Below are 19,426 nucleotides of genomic sequence, written 5' to 3'. Positions count from 1 at the left end.
GAATATGTTGGCTATCTAAGCATCAAGAATTTAGAGAAATTAGCGCTATAATAGGTTTATCTAAATTTTATAAAATTAACCCAATACACGCCTGATTAAATGAACTTAATGGATAGCTTAAGTTCGGATACGTTCTGTAATGTGTGATAGTTTCAGCATTATTGATACAAGAGTAATCAGGACTGGACTAACTTGAATCATACCCCAATTACCCCCATAATCTAACCACTTCTACATAATAAATAGCCTAAGCAAATATGCCCAATACTTCTAAGACCAATATTCCTGAAAACAGCGATTCAAATACATCTATTGTAAATGAAACTCAAGATACTAAGAAGCCAGCAGTACCACTGGCAGATTCACCAGTTCTTGCCAAAGACAGCTATTACTTAAGCCGTCTTGAAAGAGAGCTGGCGCGTGCTGCTGTATCTAAAAATAAAAAATCTAATAATGGTTTTGAGCAAAAGAACAATTCAGATGATGTACTCGCCAAAAAACGTGCTCAGTACGAGAAAATAAAGACACGTTCTCAACAAGCCGTGCAAGCACGTATCGATAGTATTCCAAGTGATTTACCTACCAAGCTAAATTTAGATCTGCCTGTTAGCCAGCGCGCAGAAGACTTAGTACAAGCGATTATCGATAATCAAGTCATTATTGTCGCTGGTGAGACGGGTTCTGGTAAAACGACGCAGCTGCCTAAGCTTGCGATGCTGGCAGGGCGTGGTATCACAGGGCAGATAGGGCATACACAGCCGAGACGATTGGCTGCTCGTAGTGTGGCAAACCGTATCGCAGAAGAGCTGGGTGAGCCATTAGGTAATACTGTCAGTTTTAAGATTCGCTTCAATGAGCAAGGGACAGCGCAATCTGTTGTAAAGCTCATGACCGATGGTATTCTGCTCGCTGAGTTGGGTCATGATCGGTTCTTGAGTAAGTACGATACGATTATTATCGATGAGGCGCATGAGCGTAGTTTGAACATCGATTTTATTATGGGTTATCTCAAAAAGATGCTGCCCAAGCGCCCAGATTTAAAAGTCATTATTACCTCGGCGACCCTTGATACCAAGCGCTTTAGTGAGTATTTCAGCCATTATGATAACAAGCTAAAACGGCAAGTTCCTGCACCTATTTTTAATGTAGAAGGGCGTAGCTTTCCAGTAGAAGTCCGTTATCGTCCGTTGACAGATGAGCCAGTAAACAGCTCAGAGGATGACAGCTACGATGATTTTGAAGAGAACCTGCCGCGTGCTGTGGTTGCCGCTGTCGAAGAGTGCTTTAGCGATGCGCAGAGCAAAGGCCACGCCGATCAAGCTGATATTTTGATATTTGCTGCGACTGAAGCGGAGATTCGCGAAACGCAAGAGGTGCTTGAGCGTCATGGTCCGCGCCATACCGAAGTACTGCCACTATTTGCACGGCAGACTTACGAAGAGCAGCAGCGTATCTTTCAACCATCGGGTCGAGGTCGCCGTATTGTTATCGCGACCAACGTTGCTGAGACTGCATTGACCGTACCAGGTATCCGCTATGTGATTGACTTGGGTTTTGCGCGGATTTCGCGTTACTCGTATCGCTCGCGCGTACAGCGTTTACCGATTGAAGCAATTTCCCAAGCAGCGGCTAATCAGCGTAAAGGTCGCTGTGGCCGTGTTGCTCCAGGTGTTTGTATTCGTCTTTATAGTGAAGAAGATTTTAGTGGTCGCCCTGAGTTTACTGAGCCTGAAATTTTACGTACTAATTTAGCGTCAGTAATCCTACAAATGGCCAACCTACGTCTAGGTAGTGTAGATGACTTTGAATTCATTGAGCCGCCTGATAGCCGATTGGTTACTGATGGTCATAAATTGCTAGATGAATTGGGCGCTATTACCTCTAAGAAAGACATCGCTGCTCAGGACAAAACCAATAAACCAAAAGCTAAGAAAGGGCTTGATCATCTGCGTTTGACAGCAACTGGTCAGAAAATGGCACGTATGCCAATCGATCCAAGGCTAGCACGTATGCTGGTGGCTGGTTCTGATTTTGATTGTATTCGCGAAATGCTGATCGTTGTGGCAGCGCTTGCTGTACAGGATCCACGCGAGCGTCCTGCCAATAAACGCACGCAAGCGGATCAAAAGCATGCGGTCTTCCGTCAAGACGACTCTGACTTTTTGTTTTATTTGAGTCTATGGAAGGCGCTATTTGAAAAAGATGAAGACGGTAATAAACTGTCTGGCAATCAGCGTAAGCAGTTTACTAAGAAGAACTATTTAAGCTTCCCGCGTGTACGTGAATGGCATCAGACGCATCGTCAGTTGGTACAGATGGTCACTGAGCTGAAATTAACTGATGTTAATGAATCAAAAGCTTCTGATAAAAATGTGGCTGTCAATGATCCGACTGCGATCGAAGACGAAGAGTTAAAAGCGGTTAAATATGCCAATCTGCATAGAGCGTTATTGACGGGTTTATTATCTATCATCGCGCACAAGACCGAAAGCCGCGGTGAGTATTTGGCGGCGCGTCAGCAAAAGGCCAAGATATTCCCAGCCAGTACGGTGTTTAAACAAATACCACCTTGGGTGATGGCGTTTGAAATGGTGGAGACTTCACAAGTCTTTATGCGTACTGTTGCCAAAATCGAACCAGAATGGATTATTTCAGCGGCAGGTGATTTGCTGAAATATCATTACTTTGAGCCACACTGGTCCAAGAAAACAGGACGAGTTAAAGCTTACGCTCAGATTAGTCTGTTTGGACTGATTATTATTAGTAAGCAGCTGACTAACTATGAGCAAGTTAATCTGGTCGAGTCACGAGAGATATTTATCCGTGATGGCTTGGTGACAGGCAATTTTGGTCGCAATGCACCATTCTTGCAACATAACATGGACAAGATTGCTCACGTTGAGCGCATCGAAGACAAGCTGCGTCGCCGTGATTTGTTGGTGGATGAAGAAACGCTCTATCAGTTCTATGATAAGAAAATTCCTGAGCACGTTGCCAGTCGTAAAGCGTTTGAGGATTGGCGTGCAGAAGTCGAAAAGCATGATGCCAAGCATCTATTCTTCACTGATAAAGATGTACTTAATAGCCAGGCGCCGACCACAGGGGACTTTCCAGAAGTGTGGAAGCTGGGCGATCTAAAGTTGCCGCTGCGTTATATTTTTGATCCCGCCAGCGATGATGATGGTGTGACCATACGTGTGCCGCTTGCCGCATTACCGCAGCTCGATGCGATTGAGCTACTGTGGGGCGTGCCTGGTTGGCGCTATGAATTGGTATTGCAGCTGCTCAAGTCGCTACCAAAAGAGATACGTCGCCAAATCGTACCGATACCCAATACTGCAGACAGTTTGTTTGATGAATTGCAGCCAAAGGGTGGGCAAGGATTACTGAAGCAGCTGTGTCAGGCGTTGCATCGTCGCGGTATTATGTCGGTGACGCCAGAGAACTTCAATCCATCTACGATTGATCGTTATTTGCAGCCACAAATCTGCGTGGTCGATGAGAAAAACCGTATCATCGAAAAAGGCCGTGATCTACAAACCCTACAGATTCGTCATGCATCTGAAACCAGTCAAGCGGTAAATGAGCAGCAAGGCGTGCATACTGAGTTCCCTGAGCATTTTGCTTTTAGCAAAAACCATCATAGTGCAGGTGTGGTGATGAAACAGTTTGCGGCACTCGTCGCTGATGAAGCGGGAGAAGCGGTATCGATTCATCAATATACTGATGTCAATGCAGCACTTCAAGCACATCGCATCGGGGTGCTGACTTTAATCAAAGGCAAACTTGGTGCAAAGAAAAAGCAGCTAACGAGCCAAATCGATAGCATATTTAAACTGGCATTTGCGCCACTTGGCGACATGGATAAACTCAAAACGATCGTTATAGATGCTGCGTTAGACGCGGCTCTCGAAGAGCACTATGTCTTATTTGATCACTCTGAAAATTTACCAGAAAGCGCCGATGACATCGCAGTTGGATTGAGCGAGGAGCTACCGTTTACCTCTGAAGAGTATGCCCAAACTCTTGAAGTGGTGGTGAATAACTTCTTATTAACTGGTCAAAGCGTTATCAAAACGCTTAAGAATGTCTACACTCGTTGGCAGCGTATTCGCCAAGGGTTACTGATGCTAGATCGCGAGATATTTGGTGAGTCTATCGATGATATCGAAGATCAACTAGAAGACTTACATTTGGCTGATTTTGTCTATCGGATGGATTATAGCCACTGGCAACAGTACCCACGCTATCTTGAAGCGTTACAGATTCGGCTAGAGCGTTTGGAGCACAACCTCGACGCCGACCTTGATGGTGTATACGCGCTTGATTTGCATATGGAGCGGCTAGCAGGACGTGCGGATAAAGAAGCCATCAGTGAGTATCGCTGGATGGTGGAAGAGTACCGTATTCAATTGTTTGCCCAGCCTATGAAAACACGTATGGCAGTATCGCCCAAGCGTCTAAGTAAGATGTGGGATAAGGTGAGTTAGGCTAAGTTTTAGTTTTGCGTGGTACGTGGAGTAAGCACTATTACCACTTTAAAACTATAAGCAAGTTTAAATTTGCTTCCCTTAATCGTCTCTAACTGATCTAGAAATCTTAATTTATTAATAGTGTTACATGTAAATATCTTTTGGAGCATAAAAATAAATGGAATATATCAGCTTTATTGATGAAAAGTTTGATGCTTCAATTACTTTGATATTATTGATGATTGTGCTTGTCTATATTGGAGTAACTAAATTTCCACATATTTTGGATGCTATTGACCGCTTAAAGTATGGAAAAATAGAACCTTTAGAGAAAGCATTGGAAAGTGAACATATAAATGAGCGTACTAAAACCTCTTTCAAAATGTTACTTCAGCATAATTACTTTCAGAAATTAACTGGGTTAGGGATGAGTCAGTTAGAAAGAGAGAAGTTAATAGAGTTACATATTTTATCAGAAGGAGAGATTAGCTACGAAGAAATACGTGACATCATGTTTTATATCGATTTTGATAAAGAGAAAGGTGGATTTGTTCTAAATAAATATTCCGAAAAACTAAATGGCTATACTAGGTCGATGTCCTATATGTACATATTAGGCGGTACAGCTTTTTTAATATTAGCTTATCTAAATACTCAGGAAATTGATGATTTTAAGATTAGTCATCCTTATTTTTTACTTGTGGGGTTGCCAGCCTTATTTGCTTCTATAGTTCTTCTATACTCAGGCTTTGGTTCGTTAAATAACAATCGAAAAATAACAATGGCTCAAGATTTTATCAAGAAACAAAATCAAATTTTCAATAATAATCTTGAGAACGAAAGTGACTAGGTAAGTTAAGTAAGGTGCATCGATAAGTAATATCTCTTTGGATAATTTTCAATAATGCTACTATGGTAATTAGCATCTAAATAAAATATAAAAGGACGATTAAAATGTGGGATGAACGCTATAGCGGCACAGAGTTCGCATTTGGCACCGAACCTAATGATTTTTTGAGAGAGACATTTGAGCAGATACCTGTAGGTGGACACGTACTTTGTCTAGCAGAGGGCGAGGGTAGGAATGCAGTATTTTTAGCTGAGCAAGGCTTCACTGTAACTGCGATGGATATGTCCGAAGTAGGGTTAAACAAAGCGAACAAGTTGGCAAAAGATAGAGGGGTAGCTATCACTACGCAAGTAGCTGATTTAGCAGATTACAACTTTGGTCAGGATAAATGGGACGCTATAGTTTCTATCTGGGCACATGTACCTAAAACGGTACGTCAATATGTACATGCACAAGTTGGCACCGCTCTCAAGCCAGATGGCGTATTTATCGTCGAAGCTTATACAGAACGACAGCTTGAAACAGAGGCAGTCGGTGGACCACCAACCAGTCAAAGGGAGCGTTTTGGCGCTTTACAGAACTTTCAAAATGAGCTTGTAGGGCTGAACGAAGTGATTGGTGTAGAGAAGTTGCGTATGGTATCAGAAGGAAAGCGGCATCAAGGGCTTAGCGCTGTAGTACAGTTTGTTGGCAAAAAAGCCAGTAATTAAACGTTGTAAGTTAAATCTATTAGTCGTTTTAGTCGCTATATACATAGTTAGAAAAGATAGTTTGCAAACTATCTTCTCTATGAGCTATTAAGGCTTAATGTTTGATAGTTAGCGACTGGTATCTACTGTCTAGTATTTAATGATTGGTATTTAATGGCTAATCTTTTCTGTCAGTACACCCATGCTATAAAGTACATAGGCAATCACGGTTAATGCGACGATAAATGGAGTAAGCATCCAAATCACAATATTGATTAAAAGTGATGGTAGCAATCCATTGAACAATTCAATATCTGGTGCGAAAAAATCGGTCATGACATCGACTGCACGCTTAGCAATAGGGAATAGCAAGGTGCTAAAAGCTAACATATAAATGTACTTACTAAAGCCAGGGTCACTCATCACTACCATAAAGTAGAACACTGTAAAAAACGTGATGCCAAGTGCCCAGCATTTGAGAGTGTAGCTTAAACGAATCATGTTATCTTCTCCCTAAGCTTTCTATTGATCGCTTTACATCGATCTTGCGCAGAGTAAAGCTGCTCCTATACATTCATTATTTTAAATATATACAATATGTTATAATACGAATATATAGTCGAGTCAACCAATTTTTTCTATTTATTTAAAATACTCCATGAATCATTCAATTTAAAAATGATGTTTTTTGGGGAAGAGTTTCATAGGTATAGTAGAAAATAGCCTAAGCAAAATTATTCATTCTATTAAACGATAAGGTTATAACTACAACTCATTACTCGGGCTCAGACCAAAAAACCGCTTATATTCTCGGCTAAATTGACTAGGACTTTCGTAGCCTACTTGCATCGCTATTTGTGATATTTGCGATCCATGCATCTTAATTAAGCGTCTGGCCTCCATTAAGCGTAAGCTTTTTTGATACTGTAGCGGGCTCAGCTGGGTTATTTCTTTAAAATGCTGATGAAACCCTGAAACACTCATGCCGCATCTACTAGCTAAGCTCTCAACCATAATAGGTTCATCTAGATGTGCCTTTATCCAGTCAGTCGCTTGGGCAATGCGGTGTGTATGGCTACCGCTAACTACCAATTGCTTAAGTTTGTTGCCTTGCTCAGCCAAGAGTAGGCGATAGTATATTTCTTGTTGAATTAAAGAAGACAGAAAATCAATATCGTTTGGATAATCAAGCAAGCGTATCAATCGCTCAAACGCATCCATTATGGTGTCATCTAGGTGCCACTTTATCCCTAAATGGCTGCCTGCCATTGGGTGTGTGGTCGGTATCTGCGCTAATACATCTCTAATCATAGCTAAATCTAATTTCATTGATAAAACAATGACAGGGTTCTTTATCGAAGCGTGTTTGATATGCATACTTAGCGGTATATTAACTGGACAGAACATCAAGTTACTATTGTCAAACCTTTGACAGTCAGTACCCAAGTAAATCTCTCGTTCACCTTGCAGTACAATACAAATACTTGGCTCTTGAATATAGCTTACGGCTTTGCTTGGTTTATCCGCGCAGTAAAAGAACAAGCCTGAAACAGCGGACTCGATGGTTTTATTTCTAGGTAGTACTGCTAAAAGTTGGTCAATAGTCGTTTGATTCATTACGAGTGCTTATTTTATATAATTGCCTGATAGTATAAAGATTTGTAGGATTAGGCAAGAGTTATAGAGGTTTGTTCTAACGTATCAGTGTAGATGATTCTATAATAATCTCATCGCAACAGCGTAAGTACGACCTCTAATAATATGAAACAAGGAATAATTACTCATGAAAATATTTTATAAAACGCGCGCAACCGCTACTGGTGGACGTTCTGGCCATACTGGATTAGACGATGGTTCGTTAGGATTTGACTTGGTGTCTTTTCAAGAGCAAGACAAAGAAGGCGTGAATCCAGAACAGCTTTTTGCCATGGGTTACGCGGCTTGTTTTGATAGCGCTTTGAGCATGACTGCACAGCACATGAAATTGCCTGTTACCGCTTCAAAAACTTCTGCGCAAGTGGGTATCGGTATGAAAGCTGACGGTAGCTACAACTTAGAGATAGAGTTGTCTGTAGAAGTATCAGGTATTGATGAAGCGCAGGCGCAGCAGTTGATCGAAGCCACGCATCAGGTTTGCCCATATTCTAATGCTACTCGCGGCAATGTCGATACTCGTCTAGAAGTTACCGTCGTTTAAGACTGTTGTTTAAAGACTAGTGACCATAGACTAGCAATATTAAAATAATAACTCGAATACAAAAACGCCCCGATTTATAAGAGTCGGGGCGTTTTATGTTGTCCAGTAACGTAATTAGCTGGAACCTTTTCTGAGCAACTTAGCTGATGATAGGTTATTAATAGCATTATTTTATACCGGTACTTTTTTATTTAAGGTGAACACCAAGACCGCGCCCAAGATGACTGTGCTTGCAACTATAAATGGCATAGTCAGCTGTTCAGATAAAAATATCACACCTAGCAACGCAGCAATCACAGGGACACATAGCTGAACGATAGCGGCTTGTGTGTTTTTCAATAATGGCATCGCTGTATACCAGATACTATAGCCTAACCCTGAGGCGATTGCTCCTGATGCACAGGCGAGTAGTACCCCTTCAGTCGTAATACTTTGTAAATTGATATTCTTTAAGCCCATATCGTCTAAATACGTCATACATACCAGTAATAGTATAGGCACAGCGACTAAACTACGCACAAAGTTAAACCCTGTCGCTCGCAGCGGCGAGATACATGATTTGCCGCGTATACTATATACTCCCCAAGCTATGCCGCTCATAGCCATTAGCGCTGCCGCCAATGGTGACGGTATGGCAGCCGATGGCAACATCAAATATACAAATCCTGCTACTGCAACGACAAACGCCAACCATTGTAGCGCGCTTAATTGCTCTTTTTATAGATACCCCAGCCAATCATCGTCAGCTGAACCGCTGAAAACAAAATCAATGCCCCAGTGCCAGTATCGAGCTCTACATACGCAATTGAAAAGCATAGTGCGTAAATCACCAAGCTGAGACTACTCAACCAACTGCCTTTATCGTTCAATATAGCGTGAACAGTAGGTTCGTCATGATTGGACGTTTGGCGTTGCAGTCTGTAAGCATGTATAGCCATGATAATGCCTAGACAAGCCGTCGCACTGACTAGCCTAATGATGGTAAAGCTCCAAGCATCGATATAGCCTTCCGCCAATGCCATTCGGCAAAACAGAGAGTTTGCGGCAAAGGCGATTAACGCAATAATAGTATAAATAGTGGCTTTCAAAAGTAATTCCTACAATGAATAAATGGCACAAAACAGGCAAGCATAGGATTTTAATTTTAGGTCTTGAGATACGCTGTTATAACGAACGCTTATTTCTTAGCAAAGATAATAGATTGATAAATTATCAATCTAATCTATAGCTGTCTCACAGGACAGGATATTTTGTCGTACTTATGGCAAAAAGTCTCTTTTAAATCAGAATAACGATAGTTATATTGACGATAAGGTCTAAAAATAGGGATGATGTGCGTCGCATCAAATGAACTATTAGAACAACATTCATTAAACACAATAAATCAGATAAATAAATAGGAAAAGATAGTATGAATTGGGCAAGTATTTTTATTTATGACACAACTTGGTTGTTTGCCGTAGAAATTTTAATACGTGTCACTGTAATGTTTGTATTAATTATCACATTTTTGCGATTCACTGGTAAGCGCGGCGTCCGTCAGCTCTCTATTTTCGAGCTAACCATTATTTTATCATTGGGCTCTATTGCAGGTGACCCTATGTTCACCGAAGACCTGCCCATTATCCAAGCGGTATTAATCATGGGTACGGTCATTTCACTTTATAGGCTCTGTACTTGGGCGATGATGAAGTTCCAGCCTTTTGAGGACCTGCTAGAGGGGCGCTCAATGTATATTGTAGAAGATGGCATGTTGGTGCTTGATAAGATTAAACAGGGGAAATGTCACATGATGAGTTTTTGCTGAAATGCGCCAACAGGGGTTGAGCATTTAGGACAAGTTCGTGTCGGTTTGCTCGAAGCTGATGGCAATTTTAGTATCTTATTGCACACCTCTGAAAAAACAGATTACGGTATGCCGCTTTTCCCCAAGCAATATCGACCGGTCGAGCAAGTAGAAGCAGGGGTTTACTATGCTTGTATGTATTGCGGTTACGTCGATGAAATCTCTGACCCTAATCATTGTTGCCCGCGCTGCGAGGATAATTGCAATAATTGGGCTAAAGCGTTAAACAATCATATCGTCAAATAATATTACTACTTGGCTGCCTTAGCTCAGTTGATAAGCTAAGGCAGCCAAGTTTTTTTTCAAATTATCAGATAAAAACCTTTCATTTACTGACAGTTTGTCTGACTGGTTTCATAAATAATATGGGTTAAGTGGCCTGCGTAATTTACGTGACCTTATTTAGGTAACTTTATACCAGTCAAGTTTGCGAGTCATCACCATCACGCAGGCAAGTATCACAAAGCAGAATATCGCACCTAATAATAGATTGAGATCTTCTGTACTTAAAATACCGAAAAACGCAGCGTATAGCCCAGCAAGCGTCGTGGTAAAGATTACTGCCCGTTTGAAACTGCCAAATACATAGTAGCTATACCAGCCAATAAGCCCAACACAAGCACTGGCCGCTACCATATAGGCTTGCCAAAATGCGATTTGTTCTGCAAGCGGCAGTAATAAGACATAAAAGACAAATAGTGCGCAGCCGACGAGCAGATACTGAATAGGGTGGATACGACTTGATTTGAGCACTTCAAATAAAAGAAAGTACCAAACGATACCAACATTAATAGCAAAGCGTACTTCATGGCTCGTTCAGTTTGTAGATAGACATCGTTAGGGCTTGCAAAACTAACCCCAAAGCTGTTCAGCAGAACACTTTGATTGCTGCCGGCTACTGTCGCACTGTCTGCCGTCAGACCTCTTGATGCCTTAAACGAATCAGGATTGTACGAATGACTATCGATATTGAACGTTGATTCACTTATGATTGTACATTGCTGGTTAGGTGCGCTGAGACATTGAGAGAGGTATTGATTGTTGGCGACGGTTAGATACTGATTTTGCCAACTGGCATCAAATCCTTTAGCGGTGATGCTCTTAGTATTTGGTAATGCTTTACCAATGAAGTTTGGTGTCTGCCAGTCACTGTGCATAGACAGAGTAAAGTTCTGCCCAGTTGGGACAGTCGTTAAATTACTAATGCCAGCTAATGGTAAGTCGATCACAATATTGAGCGCTTGATTGTCTTTAGGGCTGGATAATTGGCTACTCACCTCTGATTTATTTAGATCTGTATCTATTGAGCCTGTGGTAGCCAAGCTATCTTTATTCTGCTGGCTAGTAGGATTTTTTAATTGCTCCAATACGTCTTTAGGAATATCTACTTCGACATAGGTTAAGTTCTCTATCATTGGTATCTGCGGATAGTTTGCTGCAATTGATTTTTGATTGATTGTGACAGTAGGCAAGGTAGCGACACCGCGCAAATCAGACACAGGAATGATCAATTTTGCCTTGTTCCAGTGGGTAATGGTTTTGGCTAGCTGTGTTTTGTCTGTATTAGGAGATATACCGACTGAATCTGCATCATCGTCAATTGTAGTGCTAACCTGATCTAAATTTTCTAAAGTCTCAGCAAACCTATAACTCTGATTGAATGTAAGTTGACCATCATAGCTAGTAGCACTATAAATACCGCGTTTATAAGTATCTGTGTTTACTTTTAGGTTCTGTGTTGCCTGCGTTTGAGAAGCAAAAATCGTCTCAATCTTCGAGTATGACGGTTCACATTTACTCTTGATATTTGGCGTATCAAATGCATCTGACTGACATGCCGGTGTGACTGTCGTGGGAATAGCTATAAATGGGTTGATGACTTCTTGTGGATTGACATGCTGCTCGGTGATTTCTTTTATCACTGACTCTGCGTAGTATTGCCTCTCGTATATGATGTCGCTAATCATAGTGAGACCAATCGAAAAAACGATACACAGTCCTATAATAATGGATAACTTAGTCAATAATGTTTTTTGCATGTGGTCGCCTCCTAAGTGTCTTGAATCCACAGCTGCCGAGATAGCAGACTGTGGCTTTAAAAGACATCATAGAGAGGGCATAACGAGAAGATGTGCAGGAAATATGGAATAACTGTGAAAGGGTAAAAGTTGATATTTTCGGATAATTATTTTTCGATTATTAATATTTTTAATGCTTTTTCGTATCGCCAACCACTTTATCCATGATAGCGAATAACAAGCCAGACAATACAAAGGTCATATGAATAATAACCTTCCACATGAGTTTGTCAGCATCAAGTTCACTCATTCCGCTAGATATATCCATAAAGGACTTTAGCAGATCAATCGCTGAGATAGCGACGATTGCTCCGATGACTTTGAGCTTTAGACCAGAAAAGTCCACTTTGCCCATCCAGCTAGGACGATCATCATGAGTGCCAGTATCGATTTTTGAGACAAAAATTTCATAGCCACTGAATATAATGATAAGCAATAAACTGGCAACTAGAGAGATATCAACCAATACCAATATATCTACAATCACACTGGCTTCAGAGGCCGTCAGAATGTCAGCGAACATGTGCCATAGTTTTTGGACAAACTTAATAAATAATAAAATAATGCCTAACACCAACCCTAGATAAAAAGGTGCCAATATCCAGCGGCTATTAAATATGGTTTTTTCTAAGTAAAGCTCAAACTTCTTTAGCATGGGTATCTCTTAGGTTTCAAATACAAAAAGTGTTAAAGACAAGAAAGTCTTAAAAACACAAATATAAATAAGTTTTTGGGTATAGCTATTTAGCTTTAGTCAGGCGATATATTATCTATATTAGCGAGCTGCGCTACTACTTGCTGAACGCGCGCTTTTCTATCGCCACTAATGCGTTGAAATGGTTTTTGATGCTTGCTTAATTGACTGGCGAAATAGTCGCTTATCTCATCGCGTTGGTGCGGACTGTCTCGCAGGTCATCAGCCACCCAAGGCGTATCAACATCAGTCAATAATATTAAATCATAGTGATGCGCCAATGCTCCTTGCTCAAGGGCCGTAGGGCAGTCGCCATAATACCAATAAGAATAAACCATCAGCTCAAACAAACTGGTATCGCAAAACAAATAATGACTGGCATTAGACGACTGAGCGACCTGTTTGGCTAAGGTATTCTCTAGTGTAATCTGCCCCTGTGCGATAGGTAGTAGATCTTCCCACGTACAAGTCAGCTGCTCGTCGTCCCATTTTGCCTGTAAGTAGGTGCGCATGTATTCTGACACCCAAGGACTATCAAAATGCGCGGCTAAATCACGACATAAGGTCGTTTTACCCGTACTTTCTGCTCCTAAGACCGCGACTTTGATGACAGATTTAGGCGTATGCTGCTCGAGGTTGTACGCGGTAGCGTCGTTGCCATTCATAGTATGCCCAGATTGCAATAAGAGTGAAGACTACATATTGTAGCGCGGTAAAAGTAAAACCTTTATAAAAGTATAGCGGTACCGATATCGCATCAGCGATGATCCAGAGTATCCAATGCTCAATCTTGCGCCGTGCCATGAGCCACATTGCCATCAAAAACAAAGCCGTAGTGAGCATGTCAGTATAATCGACCCAAGTAAATAGATGGATTCCAAGTACCGCACCATCGAAACTAAAGCCATTATTAATCACTGGACGGAAATAATAAACCAATCCTACAAAAGCTACTGTTCCTGCTGCCAAAGCAGAGAGTATAGGGATGTCACCTGCATGCAGATGCTCAATACAGACATTATTAGCGTCTGCTTGCTTATGCTCAACAGACTGGTTTTTCTTGTTCTTTGACCAGTTAATCCAGCCATACAAGCTCATCACGGTATAGTAAGCATTGATGAACATATCGCCAAACAGTTGCCACTTCCACAGTAGGTACACAAATATAGCAGTGCTGACCAGACCGATAGGGAAGACTAAAATATTGGTTTTGCTGGCAAGTAAGACACTTGCTACGCCGAAGACAACGGCAATCAGTTCAAGAATGATGAATATCGTAGAGTAGTCAGCGTATTGACCAAATAACCAGTTGAGAAGTTCTGCCATTAGCATTCCTAAGTATGAGCGTGTATCAATATTCTGAATAATTAAGATAGTTCGATGAGTCGTACAGAATAAAATGATGCTAATTATAACGTAGCTATCGAAAAAGGACGGCAGTCTTTGCTAATTTATGGCAAGAAACAGATTATTTGTAACAAAGTATTAGAAAAATTATAATATTCAGGCATAATAAACACACTGATTTTAAGTTTACAGTTATTCACTGAATTTGAATGGCTATTATTTTTCCACTTTTATGCTTATTCCAAGCACCACAGTAGTAGACAAGGAAGCTTATCATGACGACTTGTATCACAGGCACTGGTCTTTATATCCCACCTTACAGCATTAGTAACGAAGAGCTAGTTGAGTCATTTAACCAGTATGTTGAAAACTATAATACCGAACATGCTGAAGAGATAGCTGCAGAGACAGTGACGGCACTTGAGCCTTCTTCAGCTGCCTTCATCGAAAAAGTATCTGGTATCAAATCACGTTATGTGATGGAAAAAGAAGGTATCTTAAATACTGAAATCATGGCGCCAGTTATCCCTTACCGTAACTTGGGCGAAGAGTTGTCAGTAATGGCCGAAATGGGTGCAGCAGCACTTAGAGACGCTTTGGCTGATGCTGGACTTGAGGCCAATGACTTAGACGGTATTATCCTTGCTTGCTCAAATTTTCAGCGTACTTATCCTGCGGTTGCTATCGAAATCCAAAACGAAATTGGTATGATTGGCGGCTTTGCTTATGATATGAACGTTGCGTGTAGTGCGGCGACTTTTGGTCTATCACAAGCACATGGTTCTATCATCTCTGGTTTGGCCAAACGTATTGCTGTGGTCAATGTCGAGATTACCTCAGCGCATCTAAACTGGCGTAACCGTGACAGCCACTTTATCTTCGGTGACGTAGCGACTGCTTCTATCGTTGAAGAATTAGATACGCCAAAAGGTTATGAGATTCTAAACTCTAAGCTATTTACTCAGTTTTCGACCAACATCAAAAACGAATATGGCTTTATGGATCGCTCAGAGTATCTAGCGGCGCAGACTGAAATGTATCCAGATATCAAAGCACCGGTTACTGATAAGCTGTTTTTGCAAAATGGTCGTAAAGTATTCCGTGAAGTCTGTCCAAAAGTTTCAGAGATTATCACTGAGCACTTGCAAGAAAACGACATCCCAACATCTGATGTTAAGATGATGTGGTTGCATCAAGCCAATGCCAATATGTTGGATTTGATTCTGCGTACCGTGGTTGGTAAAGATGCTGATAAGTCGATTGCACCGAGTGTTATTGCTGAATTTGCCAATACTAGCTCAGCGAGTCCTATGATTGTATTCCATCGCCACAAAGACGATTTGGTATCAGGTGATCTGGGCGTTATCTGCTCATTTGGTGCAGGTTACTCTATTGGTTCGGTGCTAGTTCGCAAGGTCTAATGCTTTAACTAATTGTCTTGATAAAAATAGCTAAGAGTCTTCTTAGCTATTTTTTTGTCTGTCGTTTTTGCTATTGAAATTAAGTCGTGACATCTAAATATAAACAGAGATCTTTGAGAAGATAACATCGAGATTACCGACAATATCAACAAGAATGATTAGAGGTTTTAATTTACCCCAAAAAATTTGCTATAATCACGGGCTTATTCCTCTTATCCAATTAAAAGTCCTTTTATGAAAGAATCCTTACGCCTGCGTTTAGACCAGATGGTAGACCGTTATGAAGAGGTCACCGCTTTATTATCAGATCCTAGTGTCATCAGTGATAATAACAAGTTCCGTGAATTGTCTGTTGAGCACAGCGACTTGATGGAGATCACGACGCTGTGGCAAAACTACGTGGGTGCAGAAACGGATCAGGCTGATGCAGAAGCGATGCTAGCCGATGCAACAGATCCTGACATGAAAGAGATGATGATCGATGAGATTGAGAGTGCGCGTGATACCATCGTAGAGATGGAAGAAGCGCTTAATCTGATGATGCTACCAAAAGATCCTAATGATAAAGTACCAGCGTTTTTGGAGATTCGTGCAGGGACAGGCGGCGATGAAGCAGCGATTTTCTCTGGTGACTTGTTCCGTATGTACCAAAAGTACGCGCAGAGCCAGGGCTGGACACTAGAAGTGCTCTCTGCAAATGAAGGTGAGCATGGCGGTTATAAAGAAATCATCACTCGCGTATCTGGCAACAGTGTATATGGTCGCTTAAAGTTTGAATCAGGCGCTCACCGTGTACAGCGTGTCCCTGAAACCGAGAGCCAAGGTCGTGTTCACACGTCAGCTTGTACGGTTGCGGTCATGCCAGAAGTTGAGATTGATGATACCGTTGATATCAATCCTGCTGATATCAAAATGGATACTTTCCGCTCAAGTGGCGCTGGTGGTCAGCACGTGAACACGACTGACTCTGCCGTACGTTTGACACATATTCCAACGGGTACCGTGGTAGAGTGTCAGCAAGAGCGTAGCCAGCACAAAAACCGTGCGCATGCTATGAAAATGCTGGTCTCTAAAATCCAGCAAGCCAAAGTGCAAGCACAGGTCGATGTGGCGGACTCTATACGTCGTGACTTGGTCGGTAGTGGCGATCGCTCAGAGCGTATCCGTACCTATAATTTTCCACAAGGCCGTATGACCGATCACCGTATCAACCTTACCTTATACAAGCTTGATTCTATTATGGAAGGCGACTTGGATGAGATTCTTGATGCATTGTTGCGTGAGCATCAGGCCGATTTGATGGCCAGTATCGGTGGCAATGACTAGTAGTTAGTATTTAAAAGTACTAACAGTTTTATCGTTCTTATCACCATGTCTGTTCTTATAATAATAAGTATTGATTTAATTTTTCTTTTTCGTTTATCCATTTAATTACCTAAAAATATTGAGAGTGTTATGTCAAAGCACAATAATCAGAACCAAGATCAAACCCCAGTCGTAGAAGATGCTAACGAGCTAATCGCACAACTGCAAGCCAAGCTAGACGATATCAGTGCTTCAGGTAAACAGCCGTATCCTAATACGTTCAAACGCACTGATTATGCGCAAGACTTACAGACGGCTTTTGATGGTGTCTCAAAGCAGGAAATTGAAGAAAAAGCAGCGAATGGTGAAAAAACACAAGTAAACGTGGCAGGTCGAGTCATGCTCAACCGTGGTTCGTTCATTGTGATCCAAGATATGACAGGCCGTATTCAGCTATATGTAGCACGTAAAGAGCTTGATGAGGAGACGCGTGCGAGCATTAAATCATTAGATTTGGGTGACATCGTTGGTGTATCAGGCTATATCGGTCGCTCAGGTAAAGGCGATTTATATGTGCATATTGAAGAAATTACGCTATTGACCAAATCACTACGTCCAATGCCAAACAAGTTCCATGGCTTGGCTGATGTCGAAGCGCGCTATCGCAATCGTCATCTTGATTTGATGACCAATGAGACGACTCGCAATACCTTTATGGTTCGTAGTCAGATCGTTAGTGGTATTCGTCAATTTATGCTTAATGAGCGTTTTATGGAAGTTGAAACGCCAATGATGCATCCGATACCAGGCGGCGCAGTAGCTCGTCCGTTTGAGACACATCATAATGCATTAGACATGCCTTTATATTTACGTATCGCGCCTGAGCTTTATCTTAAGCGTCTGGTCGTTGGTGGGTTTGAGCGCGTATTTGAGATTAACCGTAGTTTCCGTAACGAAGGCGTTTCAACCCGTCATAACCCTGAATTCACCATGATTGAGTTCTATCAAGCCTACGCTGATTATCATGACTTAATGGATTTGACTGAGCGTCTGTTTAATCAGTTAGCAATAGATGTGTTGGGCACAACGGAGCTGACTTATCAAGAAGAAGCCATTAGCCTAAAAGCACCATTTGCTCGTCTATCAATGTCTGATGCGATTGCAAAATATGCTGAAAACTTTGACATGGCGCGCATCAATGATCGTGAATACCTAGCAGAATATGCATCTACGACACTTAAGCAGCAAGTCAAAGATGTGTTTGGTGTGGGTAAACTACAGACAATTATCTTTGAAGAAACGGCTGAGCATCAATTACGTCAGCCAACGTTCATTACCGAGTACCCAGCTGAGACTTCACCACTAGCGCGCCGTAGAGATGACAATCCTGAGATTACCGATCGCTTTGAGCTGTTCGTTGGTGGTCGTGAATTAGCGAATGGTTTTAGTGAGCTTAATGACCCTGCAGACCAAGCTGAGCGTTTCCGTGGTCAGGTTGCTGAAAAAGACGCTGGCGATGATGAAGCTATGCATTTTGATGAAGAGTATATCGAAGCATTGTCTTATGGTTTGCCACCGACAGCTGGTGAAGGTATTGGTATCGATCGTCTAGTAATGCTATTTACCGACTCTGCTAGTATCCGTGATGTGATCTTGTTCCCGCATATGCGCCGCAAACAAGACAGCTAAGGTGAATTTGCTTGCTGTAAATCCAAACTGATACTTAACTCAGCATAAAAAGCTTTTGCTCATTTTCACAGAATGGGTATAAGCTTTTTTGTGAAATATCGTTTATAGAGGTATTATGGATATTCAGCAAGCATCATATGCGCCATGGCAAAAAATGATTCAGCAATGTTTTTTATCATTGTATGAGTTGCCTGATGACAAAATCACTGACTCTGATCATTTTCAGGGTTATGATTTTGTTTTTGAGTTTTCCGGCGCTACTATTTATTTGCTCGTCAATACGGTTGTGATGCAAGCGAATAGACAAGAAGTGGATAATGCTAAAGTTCGTGAGTGGAGAAAAGAAGTTGTTAACCAACTTATCAAACGCCACGCTCAGATTTATCAAAAAAACGACAGCCTAATTGTAGATAGAAGTGCCGTGATAACTGCTAAAGCGGTTTACTTTATCGGTTTAACATCATTGTCTATCAATCATCAAGACGATCAATCGGGCCATTCATCTTATGCAGTTGGCTACGAATATGGCAGTCGGTTTTTTGCAGAAGACTGTGTTTTAGACTTAGATGATGAGCAAAGTATCTTACAAGTCTTTAGTCATCAAAACTTCGTTGATATCCTCAATCAATTGGTGACGCCAAGTGATTTGACAACTTTTTAGATTTTCATCGTCGTCAACTATCTAGCTTTGCATCATTTCAAAACGAATCGACATTGCTTAAACAGTTTCTACAATCACCTGACTTTCACCAAAGAGCGATTAGGGTGCAAGAGCAGCTAATCGATAACGAGTTAATTGAGCAAGTTGAATTACGCTTACTTAAAGCAGTAGAGCCGA

The 19,426-nt window shown here is 41.4% G+C and carries 15 protein-coding genes and 2 pseudogenes; 9 read left to right on the top strand and 8 right to left on the bottom strand.

Annotated features, from left to right (window positions below; all coding sequences use genetic code 11):
- Positions 1–257 precede the first annotated feature (257 nt).
- The 3 genes from hrpA (at position 258) to ACOBWA_RS07580 (ending at position 6,032) form a co-directional block, all read left to right on the top strand.
- Positions 258–4,490 (top strand): ATP-dependent RNA helicase HrpA, encoded by a 4,233-nt coding sequence (gene hrpA, locus ACOBWA_RS07590; RefSeq protein ID WP_420228937.1) that lies wholly within the window; start codon positions 258–260, stop codon positions 4,488–4,490.
- Positions 4,491–4,650: 160 nt separating this feature from the next.
- Positions 4,651–5,322, top strand: a complete 672-nt coding sequence (locus ACOBWA_RS07585; RefSeq protein ID WP_420228936.1) for a hypothetical protein — start codon at positions 4,651–4,653, stop codon at positions 5,320–5,322.
- Between the two features lie 104 nt (positions 5,323–5,426).
- Positions 5,427–6,032: a class I SAM-dependent methyltransferase gene (locus ACOBWA_RS07580; RefSeq protein ID WP_102093022.1), complete on the top strand. Its 606-nt coding sequence runs from the start codon at positions 5,427–5,429 to the stop codon at positions 6,030–6,032.
- 150 nt (positions 6,033–6,182) lie between these two features.
- On the opposite strand, the gene ACOBWA_RS07575 is transcribed toward ACOBWA_RS07580, so the two are convergent.
- Both ACOBWA_RS07575 and ACOBWA_RS07570 read right to left on the bottom strand, forming a co-directional pair.
- A complete protein-coding gene (locus ACOBWA_RS07575) occupies positions 6,183–6,512 on the bottom strand; it encodes a hypothetical protein (RefSeq protein ID WP_102091713.1) in 330 nt (109 codons plus the stop codon).
- A gap of 264 nt (positions 6,513–6,776) precedes the next feature.
- Complete coding sequence (locus tag ACOBWA_RS07570) at positions 6,777–7,628, bottom strand: AraC family transcriptional regulator N-terminal domain-containing protein (protein ID WP_420228935.1); 852 nt, start codon at positions 7,626–7,628, stop codon at positions 6,777–6,779.
- 166 nt (positions 7,629–7,794) lie between these two features.
- Between ACOBWA_RS07570 and ACOBWA_RS07565 the strand changes: the two genes are divergently transcribed.
- On the top strand, positions 7,795–8,208 hold the full coding sequence (locus ACOBWA_RS07565; RefSeq protein ID WP_160021698.1) for an organic hydroperoxide resistance protein: 414 nt from the start codon (positions 7,795–7,797) through the stop codon (positions 8,206–8,208).
- A 171-nt stretch (positions 8,209–8,379) separates the two neighbouring features.
- Here ACOBWA_RS07565 and ACOBWA_RS07560 read toward each other — a convergent pair whose 3' ends face one another.
- Positions 8,380–8,898 carry an EamA family transporter gene (locus tag ACOBWA_RS07560; RefSeq protein WP_420228934.1) on the bottom strand — a complete coding sequence of 173 codons (519 nt, stop codon included), beginning with the start codon at positions 8,896–8,898 and terminating at the stop codon, positions 8,380–8,382.
- A gap of 14 nt (positions 8,899–8,912) precedes the next feature.
- Positions 8,913–9,296, bottom strand: a complete 384-nt coding sequence (locus ACOBWA_RS07555; RefSeq protein WP_420228933.1) for a hypothetical protein — start codon at positions 9,294–9,296, stop codon at positions 8,913–8,915.
- Positions 9,297–9,619: 323 nt separating this feature from the next.
- Between ACOBWA_RS07555 and ACOBWA_RS07550 the strand changes: the two are divergent.
- Positions 9,620–10,300: pseudogene (locus tag ACOBWA_RS07550) on the top strand (DUF421 domain-containing protein).
- A 156-nt stretch (positions 10,301–10,456) separates the two neighbouring features.
- Here the strand turns inward: ACOBWA_RS07550 and creD are convergent.
- From creD to pnuC, 4 genes and pseudogenes are all read right to left on the bottom strand, one after another.
- Positions 10,457–12,021 (bottom strand): annotated as a pseudogene (gene creD, locus ACOBWA_RS07545) (cell envelope integrity protein CreD).
- A 241-nt stretch (positions 12,022–12,262) separates the two neighbouring features.
- Positions 12,263–12,787 (bottom strand): TIGR00645 family protein, encoded by a 525-nt coding sequence (locus ACOBWA_RS07540; protein ID WP_102093027.1) that lies wholly within the window; start codon positions 12,785–12,787, stop codon positions 12,263–12,265.
- Between the two features lie 95 nt (positions 12,788–12,882).
- Complete coding sequence (locus ACOBWA_RS07535) at positions 12,883–13,491, bottom strand: AAA family ATPase (RefSeq protein WP_420228932.1); 609 nt, start codon at positions 13,489–13,491, stop codon at positions 12,883–12,885.
- Positions 13,442–14,152 carry a nicotinamide riboside transporter PnuC gene (pnuC, locus tag ACOBWA_RS07530; protein WP_420228931.1) on the bottom strand — a complete coding sequence of 237 codons (711 nt, stop codon included), beginning with the start codon at positions 14,150–14,152 and terminating at the stop codon, positions 13,442–13,444. The genes ACOBWA_RS07535 and pnuC overlap by 50 nt, the downstream gene beginning before the upstream one ends.
- 296 nt (positions 14,153–14,448) lie before the next feature.
- Here pnuC and ACOBWA_RS07525 point away from each other — a divergent pair, with 296 nt between their 5' ends.
- The 4 genes from ACOBWA_RS07525 (at position 14,449) to ACOBWA_RS07510 (ending at position 19,249) form a co-directional block, all read left to right on the top strand.
- Positions 14,449–15,594 carry a beta-ketoacyl-ACP synthase III gene (locus tag ACOBWA_RS07525; protein ID WP_057760302.1) on the top strand — a complete coding sequence of 382 codons (1,146 nt, stop codon included), beginning with the start codon at positions 14,449–14,451 and terminating at the stop codon, positions 15,592–15,594.
- Positions 15,595–15,828: 234 nt separating this feature from the next.
- On the top strand, positions 15,829–16,920 hold the full coding sequence (prfA, locus tag ACOBWA_RS07520; RefSeq protein WP_057760300.1) for a peptide chain release factor 1: 1,092 nt from the start codon (positions 15,829–15,831) through the stop codon (positions 16,918–16,920).
- Positions 16,921–17,049: 129 nt separating this feature from the next.
- Positions 17,050–18,588, top strand: coding sequence for a lysine--tRNA ligase (gene lysS / locus ACOBWA_RS07515; protein ID WP_201548258.1), 1,539 nt, complete (start codon positions 17,050–17,052; stop codon positions 18,586–18,588).
- Between the two features lie 115 nt (positions 18,589–18,703).
- The gene (locus tag ACOBWA_RS07510; protein ID WP_420228930.1) at positions 18,704–19,249 is read left to right on the top strand and encodes a hypothetical protein; all 546 of its coding nucleotides are present in this window, start codon (positions 18,704–18,706) and stop codon (positions 19,247–19,249) included.
- Positions 19,250–19,426: the final 177 nt, after the last annotated feature.

The organism is Psychrobacter sp. ER1 (assembly GCF_048631835.1).
GTDB lineage: Bacteria > Pseudomonadota > Gammaproteobacteria > Pseudomonadales > Moraxellaceae > Psychrobacter.
This window is presented reverse-complemented; position numbering and strand designations above follow the sequence as displayed.

What these genes read in the sequence shown, in the direction of transcription:
- ACOBWA_RS07510 (WP_420228930.1), top strand. Translation starts at nt 18,704, where the DNA reads ATGGATATTCAGCAAGCATCATATGCGCCATGGCAAAAAATGATTCAG.
- prfA (WP_057760300.1), top strand. Translation starts at nt 15,829, where the DNA reads ATGAAAGAATCCTTACGCCTGCGTTTAGACCAGATGGTAGACCGTTAT.
- ACOBWA_RS07565 (WP_160021698.1), top strand. Translation starts at nt 7,795, where the DNA reads ATGAAAATATTTTATAAAACGCGCGCAACCGCTACTGGTGGACGTTCT.
- ACOBWA_RS07575 (WP_102091713.1), bottom strand. Translation starts at nt 6,512, where the DNA reads ATGATTCGTTTAAGCTACACTCTCAAATGCTGGGCACTTGGCATCACG.
- lysS (WP_201548258.1), top strand. Translation starts at nt 17,050, where the DNA reads ATGTCAAAGCACAATAATCAGAACCAAGATCAAACCCCAGTCGTAGAA.
- ACOBWA_RS07535 (WP_420228932.1), bottom strand. Translation starts at nt 13,491, where the DNA reads ATGAATGGCAACGACGCTACCGCGTACAACCTCGAGCAGCATACGCCT.
- ACOBWA_RS07540 (WP_102093027.1), bottom strand. Translation starts at nt 12,787, where the DNA reads ATGCTAAAGAAGTTTGAGCTTTACTTAGAAAAAACCATATTTAATAGC.
- hrpA (WP_420228937.1), top strand. Translation starts at nt 258, where the DNA reads ATGCCCAATACTTCTAAGACCAATATTCCTGAAAACAGCGATTCAAAT.
- pnuC (WP_420228931.1), bottom strand. Translation starts at nt 14,152, where the DNA reads ATGGCAGAACTTCTCAACTGGTTATTTGGTCAATACGCTGACTACTCT.
- ACOBWA_RS07580 (WP_102093022.1), top strand. Translation starts at nt 5,427, where the DNA reads ATGTGGGATGAACGCTATAGCGGCACAGAGTTCGCATTTGGCACCGAA.
- ACOBWA_RS07570 (WP_420228935.1), bottom strand. Translation starts at nt 7,628, where the DNA reads ATGAATCAAACGACTATTGACCAACTTTTAGCAGTACTACCTAGAAAT.
- ACOBWA_RS07585 (WP_420228936.1), top strand. Translation starts at nt 4,651, where the DNA reads ATGGAATATATCAGCTTTATTGATGAAAAGTTTGATGCTTCAATTACT.
- ACOBWA_RS07525 (WP_057760302.1), top strand. Translation starts at nt 14,449, where the DNA reads ATGACGACTTGTATCACAGGCACTGGTCTTTATATCCCACCTTACAGC.